Below are 19273 nucleotides of genomic sequence, written 5' to 3' on the forward strand. Positions count from 1 at the left end.
GGCAAGAGGCGGTTACGAAAGCGTGACACAGGGCAACCGGGCTTGACGGCCAAGAATGCGCGGCGTATTTGCATCGCAGAAGCTACGTGGCGATTTGTTACCGGATTGCGGGCCACGCTAAACAACACCGCTAAAAGGTCAGGATGAAAGGCCCCTTTCGCTTGACCGCGTCTGGGGTTTTTTTGATGCCCTTGCCAGACAAGGGACGAGAGGAATGAGATGAGCGAGAGCTGGAACAAACGCACCCAAGCCGTCCATGGCGGCATCCGTCGCAGCCAATACAACGAAGTCAGCGAAGCAATTTTTCTGACGCAGGGCTTTGTCTATGAGACAGCAGAACAAGCCGAGGCGCGGTTCATCGAATCCGGCCCGGATGAGTTCATCTATGCCCGCTATGGCAACCCGACCGTTTCGATGTTCGAACAGCGCATCGCGGCGCTGGAAGGTGGCGAGGACGCGTTTGCCACAGCATCCGGCATGGCTGCGGTGAACGCGGCGCTGACCTCCATGTTACAGGCGGGCGACCATGTGGTGTCGGCCAAGGCATTGTTCGGGTCCTGTCTGTATATCCTCGAAAACATCCTTTCCCGTTATGGTGTGGACGTCACCTTTGTTGACGGCACCGGTCTGGACGCCTGGAAAGCGGCGATCCGCCCCGAGACCAAGGCGGTTTTCTTCGAATCCATGTCAAACCCGACGCTTGAGGTCATTGATATCGAGGCGGTTGCCAAACTGGCCCATGCGGTTGGCGCGCTTGTCATCGTGGACAATGTGTTTTCCACCCCGGTTTTTTCGCGCGCGATCGAACAGGGGGCGGATGTCGTGGTCTATTCCGCGACCAAACATATCGACGGGCAGGGGCGTGCTTTGGGCGGTGTCATCATTGGTACTAAGGATTTCATCCGGGGTACGGTTGAGCCCTATCTGAAACATACCGGTGGAGCGCTGAGCCCGTTCAACGCCTGGGTCATGCTGAAAGGTCTGGAAACGATGGCACTGCGCGTTAACGCTCAGGCCCAGACGGCACAGTCCATTGCAGAAGCGCTTGAGGGGCATCCGGCGCTGGAACGGACGCTTTATCCGGGTCTGAGAACCCATGCGCAAAACGCATTGGTCCAAGCCCAGCTGGGCGGCAAAGGCGGAACTGTTCTGTCGCTGGACATCAAGGGCGGCAAAGACGCGGCGTTTGCGTTCCTGAACGCGCTGACGATCCCTGTCATTTCGAACAATCTGGGCGATGCCAAGTCGATTGCGACACATCCGGCCACAACAACGCACCAGCGTCTGAGTGACGATCAGAAGGACGAATTGGGCATCACACCCGGCCTGATCCGCTTTTCCGTCGGGTTGGAGGATGCGGGCGATCTTCTTGCAGACATCAAGCATGCGCTGGACGTGTCGCAACGTTAACTAACGGCAGCGGTTTACTGACAACCGGGTCGAAACTAGGTGAAAATGACGTAAGTCATGCGATTTTCGCCGAATTTCGATCCGGGCTGTGTTTTTCAGCGTATAAAGTTACACTGGAAAGCAAGTCGAACACGAATAAGGTTCGGCGACCAACCGAGGAACCCGATCGATGAACGTGCACGCCCGCGACATTGAGGACACGCCCGACAATGACGAAGCCGCAGCCGCTCTGAAGACCCTGCGCAAATGGGCCGAGTCCGCAACCGAGGCCGAGATCAGCCAGCTCGACCCGGCAATTGCGCGCCTTGTGCCCGGTCTGGTGCCCGTAAACTATCCGTCCCTGTCGCGCGAATACCCCGAGGGGTTCACCGTTGACAGCGCGTACCGCGCGACCTTGCCGGATCTGCAGAATGGCCCGTCCAGTCTGATCCGGGGCGCAAAGCAGCAAATCCAGCATGTTGGTATCTCGAACTTCCGTCTGCCGATCCGATTTCACCGCAAGAATGGCGATGATCTGGCGCTTGAGACATCGGTTACTGGCACTGTCAGCCTTGATGCCGAAAAGAAGGGCATCAACATGTCCCGGATCATGCGCTCGTTCTACAAGCACGCCGAACGGACATTCAGCTTTGAGGTTATGGAGGCCGCGCTGGATGACTACATGACCGATCTGGACAGCTTTGATGCGCGCATTCAGATGCGGTTTTCTTACCCCGATCGGGTGCAAAGCCTGAGGTCCGGCCTGGAGGGGTACCAGTATTACGACATCGCGTTGGAGCTGGTCGAACAGGGTGGTGTGCGCCAGAAGATCATGCATCTGGACTACGTATATTCCTCAACATGTCCCTGTTCGCTGGAACTCAGCGAGCACGCACGCGCAACACGTGGACAGCTGGCCACACCGCATTCGCAACGCTCAGTGGCGCGGATTTCTGTTGTTGTAGATTGCGACACGGATTGCCTTTGGTTCGAGGATCTGATTGCCATGTGCCGCCGTGCCGTTCCGACAGAAACGCAGGTGATGGTCAAACGCGAGGATGAACAGGCCTTTGCCGAGCTTAATGCGGCCAATCCGATCTTTGTCGAAGACGCTGCCCGTTTGTTCTGTGCTGAATTGCTGGCCGCCGATCACCATATCGGCGATTTCCGCGTGGTCGCAAGCCATCAGGAAAGCCTGCACAGCCACGATGCGGTGTCGGTTCTGACCAAAGGTCCGACCTTTGTGTCACCCAGCCTGGACCCGCGGCTGCTCACCACCCTGTTCCACGTTGGGTGACGGGGCAGGGTGGATCAATAAAGTATCATTTTTAGACCAAGAGCGGTTTTCCGCCGCAGCGCGGCAATTCGTGCTGCATTTGCACGGTCCTTCAAGTAACACTGGTGTGGAATGCAGCCGTGGCAGGCGAATTTCTGTTCGTGCGTCTGCCACTCTGAAAGGAAGCTGAGACGTGCGACGCTCAGGACTTCGTGACTGCTTGATCCGCCCGAAAAATCGGGACGGGCAGCTCAATTCACTCTTTTGCAGGCTGCATCGCTTTCAGAGGAGAACTAAAGTATGAATCCAATTTCCCAACCGCTGGAATTTCAGGCTGCGGCCATCCGAATGGCCGGCTATGCGGTTAGCAACCAAATGAAAATTATGCAGATTTTGACCCGTTCGGCGATGGAGCTGCCGTTTGTGTCGGTTAGTGCCTTGCACGCGTCGGCTGCTGCTCCGGCCCCGGCTGCACCCTCGGCAAAACCCGCGCCCAAGGCCAAATCGGTTGCCAAGGCAAAACCTGCGGTGGTGGCCAAGCCCAAGCCTGTAGCCCGCAAGAAAGCCGCCGCAAAACCTAAGGTCGAATCACCCAAGCCCACCGCGCCCAAAACGGTGGCTGCAGTAACCAAACCCACCCCGGTAGCAGCCAAATCGGCCGAAGTTGCAGAAAAGCCTACCGCCAATCCTGCCGTCGCCAAAGGGCAGCCAGCGGCCAAACCCGCAGCGGCAGCCAAACCAAAGCCTGCCGTTGCTAGAAAAACACCTGCGCCAAAACCGGCAGCGGTTGCCAAGCCGAAACCTGTGGCAGCGAACACCACTGCGCCAAAGACACCGGCCAAACCAGCCGCACCCAAGCCGGTCGCGGCGAAACCTGCACCCGCCAAGCCGGTCGCGGCGCAGCCTGCGCCTGCAAAAGCCGTTGCCGCAAAGCCCGAGGTGGCACAGGCAACTCCGGCGCGTCGCCCGCGCGCCCCGTCTAGCCCGCCCGCGATGCCAACAACGGCACGCAAAACGGACGGGTAAAACCCGACACCGGCTTGACACAGTCGTGCAGGCGCGCCAACGCTGCGCCTCATGACGGATATGCGCCCGGTTGGATATGTGATTGGCCTATTGGTAGCCATTCTTGGGGCGACCATGCTGCTGCCTATGCTTGCGGACTTCATCGAAGGCCGAGGCGAGTGGCACGTTTTTCTCGAAAGCGGCGTCATCACGATTCTGACCGGCGTCGTTCTGGCAATGAGCTGCTCGAACGGAGTCGGCGAAGGTCTGACGATCCGTCAGACCTTTTTACTGACTACAGGGGTCTGGGTCGCACTGCCATTTTTTGGCGCCATTCCGTTTCTTTTGGGCGAGACCGAACTGCGCTTTGTCGACGCGTATTTCGAGGCGATGTCGGGCCTGACGACGACAGGCTCGACAGTGATTTCCGGCCTCGATAACCTGCCACAGGGGTTGCTGCTTTGGCGTGGCCTGCTGCAATGGTTGGGCGGCATCGGCATCATCGTCGTGGCCATGGTTTTCTTGCCCGAGCTTCGCGTCGGAGGGATGCAAATCTTCCGCTCGGAAGGATTTGAAACCATGGGGAAAATTCTGCCGCGTGCGCAAGAGATCGCGGGCCAGATTTCCCTGATCTACGTCTTTCTGACGATTGTTTGCGCGCTGGTCTATGCAGGTCTGGGGATGGGCTTTTTTGATGCCGTGGTGCACGCCCTGACGACGATCTCAACGGGCGGGTTTTCAAATTATGACGCGTCCTTTGGCACGTTTTCCGGCCCAGCAGAATATGCGGCCGCTGTCTTCATGATCCTCGCTGCACTGCCTTTCGTGCGCTACGTCCAATTCGCCAATGGCAATACGAGGTCCATTTTCCGCGACAGCCAGATACGGACCTTTCTGGCGACCATTCTGGTGCTGGTGGTCATTATGGCGGTCTTTCTGACCTCCGTTTTCCCGCATCATTGGGAACAAGCTGTTCGGGAATCACTGTTCAACATCACCTCGATCATTTCGGGTACAGGGTATGCCAGCGTAGATTACATGGGCTGGGGCAGTTTCCCGATCATGATGTTCTTTCTGATCGGTCTGATTGGCGGCTGCGCGGGTTCAACCGCCTGTTCTATCAAGATCTTCCGGTATCAACTGCTGTTTGCTTCGATTAAGACCCAGATCCGCCGCATCCGCTCACCTCATGGTGTTTTTAAGCCGCAATATGATGGCCGTTCGATTGGTCCGGACGTTCTGACCTCAGTCATGAGCTTCTTCATGTTTTTTGTGCTCTCGTTGGGCGTGCTGGCCTGGGCGCTGGCACTGACGGGATTGGATTTCATAACTGCCGTCTCCGGTGCAGCCACAGCGCTGGCCAATGTAGGGCCGGGGCTGGGGGATCAAATCGGACCGGCCGGCAACTTTGCAGGGCTCAGCGACACCGCGAAATGGCTGCTTTCAATCGGTATGCTGGTAGGGCGGCTTGAGCTTTTGGCCGTTTATGCACTCTTCACTGTCCAGTTCTGGAGGAATTGATGAAAAGACCCCTTGGTGCGCAGATTTCGCATATGCTGCGGGATCGCGGAGTGGATGTGATCTTTGGTATTCCCGGCGTGCACAATCAGGAAATGTATCGCGGGATCGAAGAGGCCGGAATCACCCATGTGCTGGCCCGGCACGAGCAGGGGGCAGGGTTCATGGCCGACGGCTATGCCCGTGCGACCGGCAAGCCGGGTGTTGCATATGTCATCACCGGACCGGGGTTGTGCAATATCATGACACCGATGGGGCAGGCCTATACGGATTCTGTCCCGATGCTGGTGATGTCCTCGTGCCTTGATGAAACGCAAGGCGTGCACGGGCAGTTGCACCAGATGAAAGACCAACGCGCTGCGGCTGAAACCGTGACTGACTGGTCGCATCAGGCGAATACCGCTCAGGCCGCTTATGGTCTGGTCGAGCGGGCGTTTGAAGAGTTTGAACTCAGCCGTCCACGTCCAAAGCACATTCAGGTGCCGATTGCACAGCTTGAGGCCGATGCTGATCCCGCACCGTTTCCCAACCAACCTGGTTTGCGCTCAAAAGTTCTGCCGCCGGACTTGGCTCCGGTAATGTCCATGCTGAACATCGCACGGCGCCCGTTGTTTATTCTGGGTGGTGGTGCGCGGTCGAATCTGTGGCGGCAAATCCTGACGCAGTTGGGTGCGGCCTGTTTTACCACGTATGCCGGGCGCGGAATGGCGGGGTTGGGCTATGCCTTGGACTACGGAGCCATGTTGCCACGACCGGGCAGCGCCGATGTTATCGCTTCCGCCGACCTTGTGGTCGTCGTGGGCGCGGAATTGGGCGAGGTCGACCTGTGGCGAAATGCATTGGGCCACACGGGCAATCTGGTGCGTATAGATGTGGACCCGAAGGTTCTGTCCGATCACCATCGCGCCGCAGTGAAATTACAGGCTGACGGGGAAAGCTTTGCCCATGCACTTTGGGCGGCTATCGACCATGTTAAACCTTCGACGGGCTGGACAGCGGAGGAAGTCGCTGACACGCGCCGCCGTTGGCGGGCCGAAGTGGATGCGGAACGACCGGGTATCGTCCCGGTGCTGGATGCCCTTCGCGCGGCGATGCCCGGCGACACCATGATCTATTCTGACATGACCCAGTTCGCTTATGTCGCCAAAGAGGTTTGGGATATGGGCTATCCCTATCACTGGCACCATCCGACCGGATTCGGCACGCTTGGCTATGCGCTGCCGGCCGGAATTGGCGGGGCTGTGGCGCGCCGAGGTAAGCCTACAGCGGTGATCGCCGGGGACTACGGTTTTCACTATACGATGCAAGAGCTTGGTGCAGCAGTCGAACTGGGCCTGTCTCTGCCGATTATTCTTTGGGACAACGGAAAGCTCAAAGAGATTGAGGACAGCATGGTCCGAGGTCAGATCGCCCCAAATGCGGTTGTCGCGCGGAACCCGGATTTCTGCAAACTCGCCGAGGCCTTTGGCGCGTTGTCCTCTGCGCCCTCCAGTTTGCCCGAGATGCAAGAGGCGGTCCGAGCCGCCTTTACGGCCCCGGTCCCGACACTGATCCGTGTCACGCCGGATATCCTTTAGCCAACAAAAAAGCGCCGCTCGGACGAGCGGCGCTTTGTGCGATTTGGCGCAGAGATCAATCCCAGCAATGAACCAATACGGTCATTCCGGTCGCCCGGCGGCTGAGTTCATTGGGCGAGATTTGCGCTGTCGGCTGACCCGATTGACCGGACACGCCCGCCTTGGCCAGAACTTCGTTCAGACTGTTGGCCGTTGCAGCAAGGCTGACAGACGCGGGCAGGGTGCGTCCTTCGGTCGGGGTTGGCAGCAGCATGCCAACAACCTGGCCATTGCCGTCAAAAACCGGTCCGCCCGCATCGCCGGGCTGGGCCGCCAATGCCAGACGTTTCACGCCGTCTTCTCCGTTCAGGCCGCGCACATCAGCGATCTGACCAAAGGTGAGTGTCGGTGCGCCCAAGGCGCCTTCATACGAGAAGCCCGACACCGCGATCTCAGATTGAATACGCGGCGCATCGGCGCTGAATTCTGCCACGTTGACCGGAACCAGATTGCGGCTGGGGCGCAGAACCGCCACGCCCAGATCTGCATCAGACGAGGCGAGCTGGAACTCCTGATCGTCATCAAGCGTGATGCGTGTGCAGCTGTCAGCGGCCTCAAATACGGTAAGGACCGTGCCGCTGGTATCAGCGAAGAAGCCCGAACGGGACAGGCGCGGTGTGCGTACCTGCAGTCCGGACACCAGATCAATCCGCTGCTCGGCATTGGCACCCGCTGCGGCGTCCAGCACCGTGCCAGTTGCGGTAAAGCTGGTCTTCATTGCGGCCAGCACTCTGGCGCGCCGGGCATCGTCACCCTCGGGCCAAACCAGTGCAAAGCCTTTGATCTGGCCATCGTCCAGCCGTGCTTCGCTATAGGTCACGATCCCATTACCGCGCCCTTCCAGCGTAAAGCTGTCGCCGCGCAGTTGCCGTGGGCCATCGAGCGGAACGATTTCCAGCGATTGCAGCACCTCATAAAGGGCGCGCAGCGTGGCTTTGTCGCCTTTTTGACTGATCAACAGGGCCTTGGCGCCCAGATCGGTTGTGCTTTTGAAGTGAACAAACGGGGCCTCATAACGGTCGAATGCGATGACACCCAGCGGCAGATCCAAATCGATACCGGCCTGCGGGTCGGAGTGACGCTCCATCCCAACGCTCAGAAGGGGGGCATTAAAATCGTCAATCAACGCCTTGCGCTGTGCGGTCGTCAGAACGCCGGTTGCTTCAAAGCCGTTGAACCGTTGCCAGTCGCCCATGGAGCGCCGCGTGCCTTGGCCAAATGCGCCATCGATCGTTGAATTGTAAAAACCCGCGGCCTGCAGGGCGGTTTGCAAATTCATGCGTTCCTGCGTGCTTAGAAGACGTTCGCTTTGCAACGCTTGTGAGCGTGTCTCGTCAGAGGCCTGCGGTGTTACGCCAACAACCGGCTGTTCCGGCTGAGGTTCAACTGGTGGCGTCACGACGCCCCGATCCAGAATGTTCTCTCCGACCGGCCAGAATTGCTGACCCAGTGCACTAGAAAACGCGATATAGCTGTCCGCAGGGATTTGCCCCTCGGCGCGGTAAACGCTTAGAACCTGTTCCGCATCTGTGCGCAAATACGGCCCGATAACAATGGCATACCAGCCAGAGTTCAATCGAAACCCGTTTACGTCCGGCAAGGTACCGGCATAGGCCCGCGCACGTTCCTGCGCTTCGCGCAGCGAGGGCTGCGCTTCGACCTGCACCCAGACACCTGCGTCCTGCTGTGCAAAAACAGCGCGCGCGCCGATGAGAAAAAGAAACAAAATTGCCGTAAATATGCGAGTCATTGTCTGCCCGTGTCTGCAGTGTTTTATCTTTGCCGGACCCTACGCGAAACAACGTACCGAAAGCCATGCCCGGAATACGGGGAATTTCCAGTGTGGCTGCGCAGTGACAGCATAGGCTTTGCCGCCCGTTGACGCCCAACGGCCCCTTGCATAGGAAGGACAAAACCCAACGGAACCGGGCGCAGTGGCGTCCAAAGGGAATGTCATGACCGACCAGTCCAGCGCACCACGTTCTTTTCAAGAGATTATCTTGCGGCTTCAGACCTATTGGGCCTCAAAAGGCTGCGCCATTCTGCAGCCCTATGACATGGAGGTTGGTGCAGGTACGTTCCACCCGGCGACCACCTTGCGCGCGCTTGGGTCGAAAACTTGGGCCGCAGCTTATGTGCAGCCTTCGCGCCGCCCTACGGATGGGCGCTATGGTGAGAACCCCAACCGGTTGCAGCATTATTATCAGTATCAAGTGCTGATCAAACCCAGTCCGCCGGATTTGCAGGGCCTGTATCTGGGCTCGCTTGAGGCGATTGGCATCGACATGACCCTGCATGACATCCGGTTTGTCGAGGATGATTGGGAAAGCCCCACCCTTGGCGCATGGGGTTTGGGTTGGGAAGTTTGGTGTGACGGCATGGAAGTCAGCCAGTTCACATACTTCCAACAGGTCGGTGGCCATGATTGTGCGCCGGTCTCGGGCGAGCTGACCTATGGCTTGGAGCGCCTGGCGATGTACGTGCTTGGCATCGACCACGTGATGGACATGCCATTCAACGATCCGCAGTCACCAAGCCCGCTTTCCTATGGCGACATCTTCAAGCAGACCGAAGAAGAATACGCCCGCTGGAACTTTGACGTGGCCAACACCGAAGTGTTGTTGCGCCACTTCGAAGAAGCCGAGGCTGAGTGCGCCGCCATTCTGGCACAGGAGCATGACGACCCAAAAACTGGCAAGCGCATCATCATGGCGCACCCGGCCTATGATCAGTGCATCAAGGCCAGTCACGTGTTCAACCTGCTGGACGCGCGGGGTGTGATCTCGGTAACCGAGCGTCAGGCCTATATCGGCCGCGTGCGGGCTTTGGCGAAGCAATGCGCAGACGCATTCCTGCTGACCGAGGCCGCCGGGTTCCAGGCCTAATGCGCCGCTCAGGCCAGTCCGGGCAGCAAGACCTTAAGGCCAGCCGCGATCATGCTGATTGCGATGGCCGACAGGATCATGCCCATGAACCGGCTCATGATAACACGAGCATTGTCAGACAGACGTTTGGCAATGGCTGCGGCGTTCCAGAATGTCACGAACAGCAACAGCAAGACGGCCAGGAAAACGCCAGCGTAAACAATGGCATCTACCGGTTTATGGATGTGACTTGCATACAGGATCAACGTGGTAATTGTGCCCGGTCCGACAAGGATCGGAAAGGCCAGCGGATAAAAGGCAACCGTATTAGGTTCAGGATAGGATTGCCGTTCCCCCTCGGTTCCGTGATGCGACGTGCTGGGCTTTCCGTTCAGCATATTCAGGCCAATCATCAGAACAACCAGACCACCCGCGACGCGCAGGTCATCGACGCTGATGCCGAACAGGCTGAGCGTTTGACTTCCCACAGCCGCAAACGATGCGCCGAGGATCAGGCAGTAGAGCGCCGTCTTTGTAGCCACTTTGCGTTGCTCAGCCGAGGCAAGGCCGTCGGTGACGCTAAGAAACACTGGCAGGTTCGTGATTGGATTCATGATCGCAAAAAGCGCTCCGAAGAATCCTACGGCAAGGGTGCTGTCCATTTCAAAAGTCTCTTTCCGGCCTGTAATCAATTGGAACCTGTCCTATTTTTACCGATCGTGAAAGAGGCATCGTGAGCAAAAGGAAAAGACAATGACAGGAAAAGTGCTTGCGATCATAGTGCTGATCTCGGCGGCAGTAGCCGGTTTTGGGATGTATTACCTGCAGATCTACGGATTTTATTATGACGTGGAATCCAAGCCCGGGCAGGATGTCATGTTGATGACGGAAGGGGCCGAGGCGCCCACGCCTATATCCTACAGTGCGTTTCAGGCGATTGACGCGGACAGCTCACCCATCCGCTACCGTGCCTGTTTCGAAACGGATATGACGCTTGCGCAGATTGAGGAAAACTATGTCGCGGTCGAGAATGCAGAGCCGCTGACCGCGCCCGGATGGTTCGATTGCTTTGACGCCGTGGCGGTGGCGGATGCCCTGAAATCAGGCGAGGCCAAAGCCTTTCTGGGCGCAAAAAACATCCACTTTGGCGTTGACCGAATTGTTGCCGTTACAAATGGCGGCAAAGGCTATGTCTGGCACGCGCTGAACAATTGCGGCGAAAAGGCCTATGACGGCACCGTGATTGGCGAAGAATGCCCGGACCGGCCACAGAATTGAGGATAAGATGACCGCCGAGACCCTCCAGATACCTGATTTCCTGACCGCTACGTTGGGTTTTGCGGTGTATCTTTTGGGGGTAGAGATCAATGCGCGCGTCGCCGCATTGCGCCAGTTTAACATTCCCGAACCTGTCACGGGTGGCCTGCTGGCCTCACTGGTCGTGCTGATATTGTATCTGGCCTTCGATCTTGAGCTATCCTTTGACCTTGCCACACGGGATTTTCTGTTAGTGGTGTTCTTTGCGGGCATCGGGTTAAACGCGCGACTCTCTGACCTGATATCAGGCGGCAAGCCTCTGTTTTTACTTCTGATCCTGACTTTGGCGACGATTGTTGCGCAAAACGGGATCGGGGCAATTGGGGCGTCTATGTTCGGGTATCCGGCGCAGGCTGGGGTTCTGTTCGGCTCGGCATCTCTGATCGGCGGGCACGGAACTGCGATTGCCTGGGCCCCCGAGGTTGCCGAGGCCACCGGCCTGGACGGCGCAACTGAGCTAGGCGTTGCCGTTGCAACTCTTGGGCTTGTTCTGGCTGCTTTGGTTGGTGGACCGATAGCGCGGCTTCTGGTCGAAGGGCGCAACCTCAGCCCTGCACGCCCCGACGAGGATCACACAGTGGGGCTTCCCACTGACGGCGATGACGTGTCCAGCAAAATCGATCATCTGTCGATCATGCGCGTTCTCCTGTTCCTCAACCTGGCGATCATTGCGGGGTATTCGCTGGGCGAGGCGATCAGCGCTGCCGGTTTGAAGCTGCCGCTGTTCGTGCCTTGTCTCATCATGGGCATCGTCATCGCGAACCTGCGCGCATGGCTTGCACCCAGCCGCCCACCAATTGAACGCACCCCCTCGCTGGCGTTGATTTCGGAATTCTCGCTGGGTGCGTTTTTGGCCATGTCATTAATGAGCCTGCAGCTTTGGACCATCGCGGAACTCGGCCTTGCCATTGTGGTCATCATGTCGGCCCAGACCTTGTTCGCAGTGGCATTTGTGATCTGGGTTCTGTTTCCTGTCATGGGCAGCAATTACCGTGCCGCCGTTCTGGCCGCCGGTTTCGGAGGCTTCGCCCTAGGCGCCACCCCGACCGCTATTGCAAATATGACCGCTGTCACCAAACGATATGGCCCATCGCCTATTGCTTTTATCGTATTGCCCCTTGTATCCGCATTCTTTGTGGATATCGCTAATGCCATCGTCATTCAGACGATCGTCAATTTCTAAGGACCGAATATGCCCGACCTGCTGATCGAATTGTTTTCCGAGGAAATCCCCGCGCGCATGCAGACTCGTGCCGGCGAAGACCTGAAAAAGCGGATCACCGATGGTTTGGTCGAGGCTGGTTTGACCTACGCATCTGCTGCTACGCTGACAACGCCGCGCCGCCTGACGCTGGCGGTCGAAGGGTTGCTTTCGGAAAGCCCCATGATCCGCGAGGAACGCAAGGGTCCGAAAGTCGGCGCGCCGGACAAAGCCATCGAAGGTTTCCTGCGGGGCGCAGGTCTGACCCGCGATCAACTGGAAGAGCGTGAAACACCCAAAGGCGCGGTTTATTTCGCCACCGTCGAAAAACCGGGCCGTCCCGCTGCCGAGATCATCGCCGAGGTACTCAAGGCGACGATCCGCAACTTCCCCTGGCCGAAATCCATGCGATGGGGCAATGGCGGTCTGCGCTGGGTGCGTCCGTTGCACTCGATCCTGTGTATTCTGACCGATGAGGCTGGCGCGCAGGTCGTGCCGATGGAGATCGAAGGCATCAAGTCCGGCGATACCACGGAGGGTCATCGTTTCATGGCGCCGGGTCGGTTCGCCGTGTCGTCCTTTGAGGATTACGCCGCCAAGCTGAAACGCGCATTCGTTGTGCTGTCGCCTGCAGAACGCGCTGAGCATATTTGGAACGACGCCCAGAACCTTGCTTTTGCGGCGGGTCTGGAAGTAGTCGATGACAAGGGCCTGCTGGCCGAGGTCGCGGGTCTGGTCGAATGGCCAGTTGTCCTGATGGGGCGGATCGACGACGAGTTTCTGGAACTGCCTCCCGAGGTTCTGCAGACCTCGATGAAAGAGCATCAGAAATTCTTTTCCGTGAAAAACCCCAAGACGGGCCGGATTGAGCGGTTCATCACTGTTGCGAACCGTGAAACCATCGATAATGGCGCGACCATTTTGGCAGGGAACCAAAAGGTGCTGTCGGCCCGTCTGGCCGATGCCAAATTCTTCTGGGAGAATGACCTGCGCGTTGCCAAAACGGACATCGCCCAATGGACCCGCGCGCTGGAGAATGTGACCTTCCACAACAAGCTGGGAACTCAAGCCGAGCGGATCGACCGTATCGCGGCGCTGGCCCGCGAACTGGCCCCTGTGACCGGAGCGGATGCCGATCAGGCCGAGAAAGCCGCGCGTCTGGCCAAGGCTGATCTGAGTTCTGAGATGGTCTATGAATTCCCCGAACTTCAGGGGCTTATGGGCCGGTATTACATTGAGGCCGCCGGTGAAGATTCCGCCGTAGCCGCCGTAGCGCAGGACCACTACTCGCCGCTTGGTCCGTCGGACGATGTGCCGAATGCGCCGCTCTCGGTGACTGTCGCACTAGCTGACAAACTGGATACGCTGACCGGGTTCTGGGCGATTGATGAGAAACCTACCGGGTCAAAAGACCCGTTTGCCCTGCGCCGCGCGGCGTTGGGAGCTGTTCGGTTGGTGCTGAATAACGATTTGCGTTTGCCTTTGGGCGATACTACCGCGGCTGCATTGAACGTCTTGTTGAAGGTGCCGGAATGGCAAGCGGCCTTGCTTGGGGCCAAGGCCGAGCAAGCGCAGGCTGATGCAGAGGCAGCAGAGGCCGCCGCCAAGAGCGTTCATGATCTGGCACATCAAGTAGAAGCAGCCAAAGCTATCATCGAGGCCGTGCCATCAGATTTGCTCTCTTTCTTTCACGACCGCCTCAAAACCTTCCTCCGAGATGAAGGCATCCGTCACGACATCATCGACGCCTGTATCGAGATGGACGGCAATGACGATCTCAACCTGCTGGTCAAGCGCGCCCGTGCTCTGAACGCGGTAATCGCGACCGAGGATGGTGAGAACCTCGTGCAGGGTTTCAAACGCGCCAACAACATTCTGACCCAGGCCGAGGAAAAGGACGGCGTAGAGTATTCATATGGCGCAGATATCAAGTTTGCGGAGACCGACAGCGAAAAAGCTCTGTTCGGCGCATTGGAAGCAGCACAGGCCAAGATCGACCCGGCGCTGAAAGCTGAGGATTTCCCCAGTGCGATGTCGGCCATGGCCGACCTGCGCGGCCCGGTGGATGCGTTTTTTGAGGATGTTCAGGTCAATACCGACAATGACATCCTGCGCCGTAACCGCCTGAACCTGCTAAGCCAGATCCGTCAGGTCTGCTCCAGTGTTGCTGATCTGAGCCGCATCGAAGGCTGATCCAGAACGCCCTTGCGCCATTGGTGCAGGGGCTTATGCTGCGGTGAAATCAAAAGGTGCCGCAGTGCAGAATAATCCGCATACTACGCTTATCACGTCCGAAGCGCCCGTTGCCGCCAACACGCATGGCGGGCGGGCGAAATGTCTGCAACGTCTGGTTCGTCTGGAACTGCCGGTTCCACGAACGGTCGCGTTGTCATTTGATGCGGTGCATCAGATATCGGACGGGCAGGTGCCGGATTTAGCTGCTGTTCTTGAGCAGTTTGAACAGGCCGCGCTGCTTTGTGTACGGCCCAGTTCCGAAGATCCCGATTGGGGCGGCCCGGGTGCTATCCTGAACATCGGCATGAATGACGCGCGCTATGTCGATCTGTCGGATTCGATGGGGGTCGAGGCCGCGGCTGCGTTGTATCTGCGCTTTGTCCAAAGCTATGCCGTTCATGTTGCGCGGCTGGACCCGGATGTGTTTGACGAGATCGATGCAGACGGCCGTGAGGGGCTGCAGGAATCTCTGAGGGCTTACGAAGACGAGACGGACGAAGCCTTTCCACAGGATCGCGGAGAGCAGCTGATTGCCGTGCTGCGTTCGATGGCACGCGCATGGGAGGGCACCTCGGCCCGATTGTTGCGTCAGGCCAAGGGTGCGCCAGCGGATGCCGGTCTGGGGCTGGTGATCCAAGAGATGATCCCCGGCGTCGGGCAGGGGGAATGCGGATCGGGCGTGCTCCAACTGATTGATCCGACCACTGGATTGCCTCAGATAACCGGCCGGTATCTGAGCCAAAGTCAGGGGCGGGATGCGCTGGGGGAAGGCGTCGCGGCGCTCTATCTGGAAAAGGATCCGCGCGGAAAGTCTCTGGAGGAGGTCGCGCCCAAGGCATTTGCGGACCTCAAAACGCATGCGGCGCTGATGCGGGTCAAGCTGCGCGAGGAAATGCAGGTCGAGTTCGTGATTGAAAACGGCCACGTTCACATTTTGGATGGTGTCCGGGTTCAACGCAGCGCACGCGCGGCGATGCGGATCGCTGTGCGCCTGGCCGAAGACGGGATCATTCCGCCGCAAGAGGCTGTAATGCGGGTTGATCCACATTCCCTGAACGAGCTGTTGCACCGGCAGGTTCACCCTGATGCGGAACGGGACACCCTGACCACCGGAATTGCCGCCAGTCCGGGTGCTGCGACCGGCAAGATCGTTTTCACCTCGGCGGAGGCTCAGGCAAGCGCCGCGCGGGGAGAGCCGTGCATTTTGGTGCGCCGCGAAACCTCCCCGGAAGATGTGCGCGGTATGCATGCCGCCGTCGCGGTCCTGACGGAAAAGGGCGGCATGACTAGCCACGCGGCCGTGATTGGTCGGGGTTTGGGCCTGCCGTGCATCGTCGGCGCGTCCGAGATGCGGTTTCAGACAAAGAAAAAACAGCTGATGGCTCCCGACGGGCGGGTTTTCAAAACAGGCGACACATTGACCATCGACGGTAGCTCGGGTCAGGTGTTGGCGGGGAGGCCGACGATGCTCGAGGCCGCACTGGATGATTGTTTTCAGACGCTGATGGGTTGGGCGGACGCAGAGCGAGACATTGCAATTCGCGCCAACGCGGACACACCCGCAGACGCACAAACAGCGCGGAACTTCATGGCGCAAGGGATCGGGTTGTGTCGGACCGAGCACATGTTCTTTGACCCCGGTCGTCTGATCGTAATGCGCGAAATGATCTTTGCGCAGACCTCATCCGGTCGCGAAGCGGTGTTGGAACGCTTGTTGCCGATGCAGCGCGATGACTTCGCGCAGCTTTTCCGGATCATGGAGGGACAGCCTGTATGTATCCGTCTGTTCGACCCACCGTTGCATGAGTTTCTTCCGACCACGCGCACCGGCCAACGCGAACTTGCCGAAGCGCTAGACCTGCCTGTCTCAGATGTCGAACGCAGGGTCGACGCCATGACCGAATATAACCCGATGCTGGGCCTGCGCGGCGTACGTCTGGGTGTGACGGTTCCCGAAATCTACGACATGCAGGCGCGTGCGATTTTCGAGGCGACGCTTGAAGCCAGCAAAGACGGAGCGCCGGTGGTGCCCGAAGTGATGATCCCGCTGGTATCCGCCAAGCGCGAGGTCGAGCTGGTTAAGGCGCGCATCGATTCTGTGGCAGCAGCCGTCGCCGGTGAACGCGGGCAGGAATTTGAGTATCGGCTAGGCGTGATGGTAGAAACCCCTCGGGCCTGTTTGCGGGCAGCTGAGATTGCGCCACAAACCGCGTTTCTGAGTTTCGGAACAAACGACCTGACGCAGATGACCTATGGCCTGTCCCGCGATGACGCAGGCCGGTTCATGTCGGCTTATGTCCGGCAGGGTGTCTTTGTCGAAGACCCGTTTCATGTGTTGGACGCGGACGGAGTTGGCGAATTGCTTAAACTGGGGGCTGAACGCGGCAGGCAAGCACAACCAGAAGTCACATTGTCGGTTTGCGGCGAACATGGCGGTAACCCCGAATCAATCGCCATTTGCCGAGAATTGGGCTTTGACTACGTGTCCTGTTCGCCCTTCCGGGTGCCCGTCGCTCGGCTGGCTGCCGCTCAACTGGCGATTTCGTCCAGACTTGGGGGTTGACAGAAGGGCAGCACTCTAGAATTAGTAGGTAACAGAAAGCGCCGTCGTCAAATATTGTTGACGAAACGGCGATTTTCCACTTGCTTTTCCGTCAGAACTGGACGTCGCCGTTTGAATTCGGTAATAGCCTCATCGCGCCCGCCGGGGGAGGGTCTGGCGCTAATTGTGCCTGTGCGAGGTTATCTGATGCTACGATACATATTGGCTGTTGCCACATTGGCAGCAACCGTGCTGCCGAGTGTTTCCGTCGCCGAGAGGGAAGCCACCGAATCTGCTAAACGCGAACTTGTAACCCGGAGCGAATTGCCCGGGCAAAAGTTCCGTGATTACTTAGGCCTGTTTAAGCCACGTAAAGAACCTGTGCTGCAACAGGTGTCCTATTCCAAGGATTGGCTGGATCAACTGCCGACTGCCGCTGGTGACGAGAACTTCAAATGTCTGGCTGAGGCGCTTTACTTTGAAGCGCGCGGCGAAAGCGTTCGCGGTCAGTTTGCCGTGGCCGAGGTGATCCTGAACCGGGTCAAAAGTAGCCGCTTTCCAAGTTCGCTGTGCGGGGTGATCAAGCAGGGAACCGGTAAGAAGTACCAATGCCAGTTCACCTACACCTGCGATGGTCAGAAAGAAGTTATCCGCGAGAAAAGAGCCTATGAGCGTGTGTCCAAGGTTGCCCGCGCGGCGATCGACGGCGTTGGCGTCGGGCTGACCGAAGGGGCGACCCACTACCACACCAAAGCGGTGCGTCCGTCATGGTCGCGTGTCTACAAAGAGACCGCTCGGATCGGGGTCCACATTTTCTACCGCCACAACTATCGGACCGCGAGCAACTGATTGACGCACCCGCGCTGGAACCTTGATGGCGCGGGGCGTTTTCTGCCTTATGTAGCGGGCCAGGAGGTCCGCCATGATGTTATCCCGCAGACGGTTTCTGCAAACTTCGACCGCGCTTGCCCTGCTGCCAAAGGTAGCGCATGCGGTCAGCTCTGATCTGGTCGCGCAAGAAGCGGTGCAACAGATTGCGCCTGACGGATATCCAGCTACGCCGGTTTGGACCTATGGCGGTCGCGTTCCCGGTGTCGACATCCGATTGCCTCAGGGCGGGCGCGTCAGTCGCAAGCTGATAAACAATCTTCCTCAACCGACGGCGGTGCATTGGCACGGGATCCGAATCGACAACGCGATGGATGGCGTGCCCGGGTTGACGCAGGACGCTGTCGAGACGGGCCAATCCTTCGACTATGACTTTGTTGCGCCCGATGCGGGAACCTATTGGTATCACTCGCATAACCGGTCTACCGAACAGGTCGCCCGAGGTCTCTATGGACCCCTGATCGTTGAAGAATCTAGCCCGCCGGATGTTGATCAGGATCTGACGGTGATGCTGGACGACTGGCGGCTTGACCCTGAAACCGCGCATATCGTGGACGACTTCGACAATGGGCACGACCTTAGCCATGCGGGGCGGCTGGGTAATCTGGTGTCCGTCAACGGCAGCTTTGATCCGGCTTACCCTGTTGGATCGGGGGAACGATTGCGATTGCGTCTGATCAATGCATCGAACGCTCGGATATTTGATTTGGCGTTGGACGGGCTGGCAGGTTGGATCGTGGCACTGGATGGCATGCCGCTGGCAGTTCCATTGCCTGTAGAGGATAGCTTCCCTCTTGCGCCCGCACAACGGGTGGACCTTGTCGTGGATGTGACGTCCGCGTCCGGGGATGTCGCGGGTCTCGCCAGTATCGAGCGGGATGGCGGTTATGGCTTGGTACGCTTTCAAGTTTCCGAAACGTCCACATCGCAAAGGCAGGGTATTGAACCATTGCCTGCGAACAATACGCCTGAATTTCAGTATGATCAGGCGCCGCTGCATCGCATGTCCCTGCAGGGCGGTGCAATGCGATGGCTGGAAGGAGCCAAGCTTGGCGATCAGGACCTGACAGGCCGTGAGCTGGCTCAACTGGGTCGGTTCTGGGCGTTGAACGGATACGCAGAACGACCCAAGGATCCGTTTTTGGATGCGCGTCTGGGGCAGGTGCACCGGATCGAGTTTGTGAACGAAACTGCTTTCCCTCATGCCATGCACCTACATGGTCACCACTTCCGGCTCGTCCTGCCGGATGGCAGTTTGGGGCCCTGGCGCGACACCGTGCTGGTGGACCGGGGCCAGACCCGTCAGATCGCGTTGGTCGCGGACAATCCGGGAGACTGGCTGCTGCATTGCCATATGCTGGGACACGCTGCTTCGGGTATGATGAGCTGGTTCCGCGTAACCTGACGCCGCATTCGATGGCT

14 protein-coding genes and 1 riboswitch are annotated in these 19273 nt (G+C 58.5%); of the genes, 11 read left to right on the forward strand and 3 right to left on the reverse strand.

Annotation, left to right across the window (positions count from 1 at the left end; genetic code table 11):
* The first annotated feature begins 76 nt into the window (after positions 1–76).
* Positions 77–154: riboswitch (SAM riboswitch) on the forward strand.
* A gap of 65 nt (positions 155–219) precedes the next feature.
* Together metZ and folE2 are read left to right on the forward strand one after the other, a co-directional pair.
* Entirely contained in the window at positions 220–1410 is a 1191-nt protein-coding gene (gene metZ, locus DK510_RS10335) for an O-succinylhomoserine sulfhydrylase (protein WP_109312000.1), read from the forward strand.
* Positions 1411–1579: 169 nt separating this feature from the next.
* Positions 1580–2686, forward strand: coding sequence for a GTP cyclohydrolase FolE2 (folE2, locus tag DK510_RS10340; RefSeq protein WP_109312001.1), 1107 nt, complete (start codon positions 1580–1582; stop codon positions 2684–2686).
* A gap of 335 nt (positions 2687–3021) precedes the next feature.
* On the opposite strand, the gene DK510_RS10345 is transcribed toward folE2, so the two are convergent.
* The gene (locus DK510_RS10345; protein WP_109312002.1) at positions 3022–3744 is read right to left on the reverse strand and encodes a hypothetical protein; all 723 of its coding nucleotides are present in this window, start codon (positions 3742–3744) and stop codon (positions 3022–3024) included.
* Between DK510_RS10345 and DK510_RS10350 the strand changes: the two genes are divergently transcribed.
* The gene (locus tag DK510_RS10350; protein ID WP_109312003.1) at positions 3743–5191 is read left to right on the forward strand and encodes a TrkH family potassium uptake protein; all 1449 of its coding nucleotides are present in this window, start codon (positions 3743–3745) and stop codon (positions 5189–5191) included. The genes DK510_RS10345 and DK510_RS10350 overlap by 2 nt on opposite strands.
* A complete protein-coding gene (locus DK510_RS10355) occupies positions 5191–6765 on the forward strand; it encodes a thiamine pyrophosphate-binding protein (RefSeq protein ID WP_109312004.1) in 1575 nt (524 codons plus the stop codon). Before DK510_RS10350 ends, DK510_RS10355 begins: the two co-directional genes overlap by 1 nt.
* Positions 6766–6820: 55 nt before the next feature.
* Here the strand turns inward: DK510_RS10355 and DK510_RS10360 are convergent, their stop codons facing one another.
* Positions 6821–8554 (reverse strand): serine protease, encoded by a 1734-nt coding sequence (locus DK510_RS10360; RefSeq protein WP_109312005.1) that lies wholly within the window; start codon positions 8552–8554, stop codon positions 6821–6823.
* A 205-nt stretch (positions 8555–8759) separates the two neighbouring features.
* Between DK510_RS10360 and DK510_RS10365 the strand changes: the two genes are divergently transcribed.
* Positions 8760–9689 carry a glycine--tRNA ligase subunit alpha gene (locus tag DK510_RS10365; RefSeq protein ID WP_109312006.1) on the forward strand — a complete coding sequence of 310 codons (930 nt, stop codon included), beginning with the start codon at positions 8760–8762 and terminating at the stop codon, positions 9687–9689.
* Positions 9690–9697: 8 nt separating this feature from the next.
* Here the strand turns inward: DK510_RS10365 and DK510_RS10370 are convergent, their stop codons facing one another.
* A complete protein-coding gene (locus DK510_RS10370; protein ID WP_109312007.1) occupies positions 9698–10330 on the reverse strand; it encodes a MarC family protein in 633 nt (210 codons plus the stop codon).
* A 91-nt stretch (positions 10331–10421) separates the two neighbouring features.
* On the opposite strand from DK510_RS10370, the gene DK510_RS10375 reads away from it, so the two are divergent.
* The 6 genes from DK510_RS10375 to DK510_RS10400 all read left to right on the forward strand — a co-directional run bounded on the left by DK510_RS10375 (position 10422) and on the right by DK510_RS10400 (position 19256).
* The gene (locus DK510_RS10375) at positions 10422–10946 is read left to right on the forward strand and encodes a DUF6446 family protein (protein WP_109312008.1); all 525 of its coding nucleotides are present in this window, start codon (positions 10422–10424) and stop codon (positions 10944–10946) included.
* A 7-nt stretch (positions 10947–10953) separates the two neighbouring features.
* A complete protein-coding gene (gltS, locus tag DK510_RS10380; protein ID WP_109312009.1) occupies positions 10954–12168 on the forward strand; it encodes a sodium/glutamate symporter in 1215 nt (404 codons plus the stop codon).
* Positions 12169–12177: 9 nt separating this feature from the next.
* On the forward strand, positions 12178–14379 hold the full coding sequence (glyS, locus tag DK510_RS10385) for a glycine--tRNA ligase subunit beta (protein WP_109312010.1): 2202 nt from the start codon (positions 12178–12180) through the stop codon (positions 14377–14379).
* A 43-nt stretch (positions 14380–14422) separates the two neighbouring features.
* Complete coding sequence (locus tag DK510_RS10390; protein WP_109312011.1) at positions 14423–16984, forward strand: putative PEP-binding protein; 2562 nt, start codon at positions 14423–14425, stop codon at positions 16982–16984.
* Between the two features lie 186 nt (positions 16985–17170).
* Positions 17171–17812, forward strand: coding sequence for a cell wall hydrolase (locus tag DK510_RS10395; protein ID WP_058277625.1), 642 nt, complete (start codon positions 17171–17173; stop codon positions 17810–17812).
* A gap of 73 nt (positions 17813–17885) precedes the next feature.
* Positions 17886–19256, forward strand: a complete 1371-nt coding sequence (locus DK510_RS10400; RefSeq protein WP_109312012.1) for a multicopper oxidase family protein — start codon at positions 17886–17888, stop codon at positions 19254–19256.
* Positions 19257–19273: the final 17 nt, after the last annotated feature.

Source organism: Ruegeria sp. AU67, from assembly GCF_900312795.1.
GTDB lineage: Bacteria > Pseudomonadota > Alphaproteobacteria > Rhodobacterales > Rhodobacteraceae > Ruegeria > Ruegeria atlantica.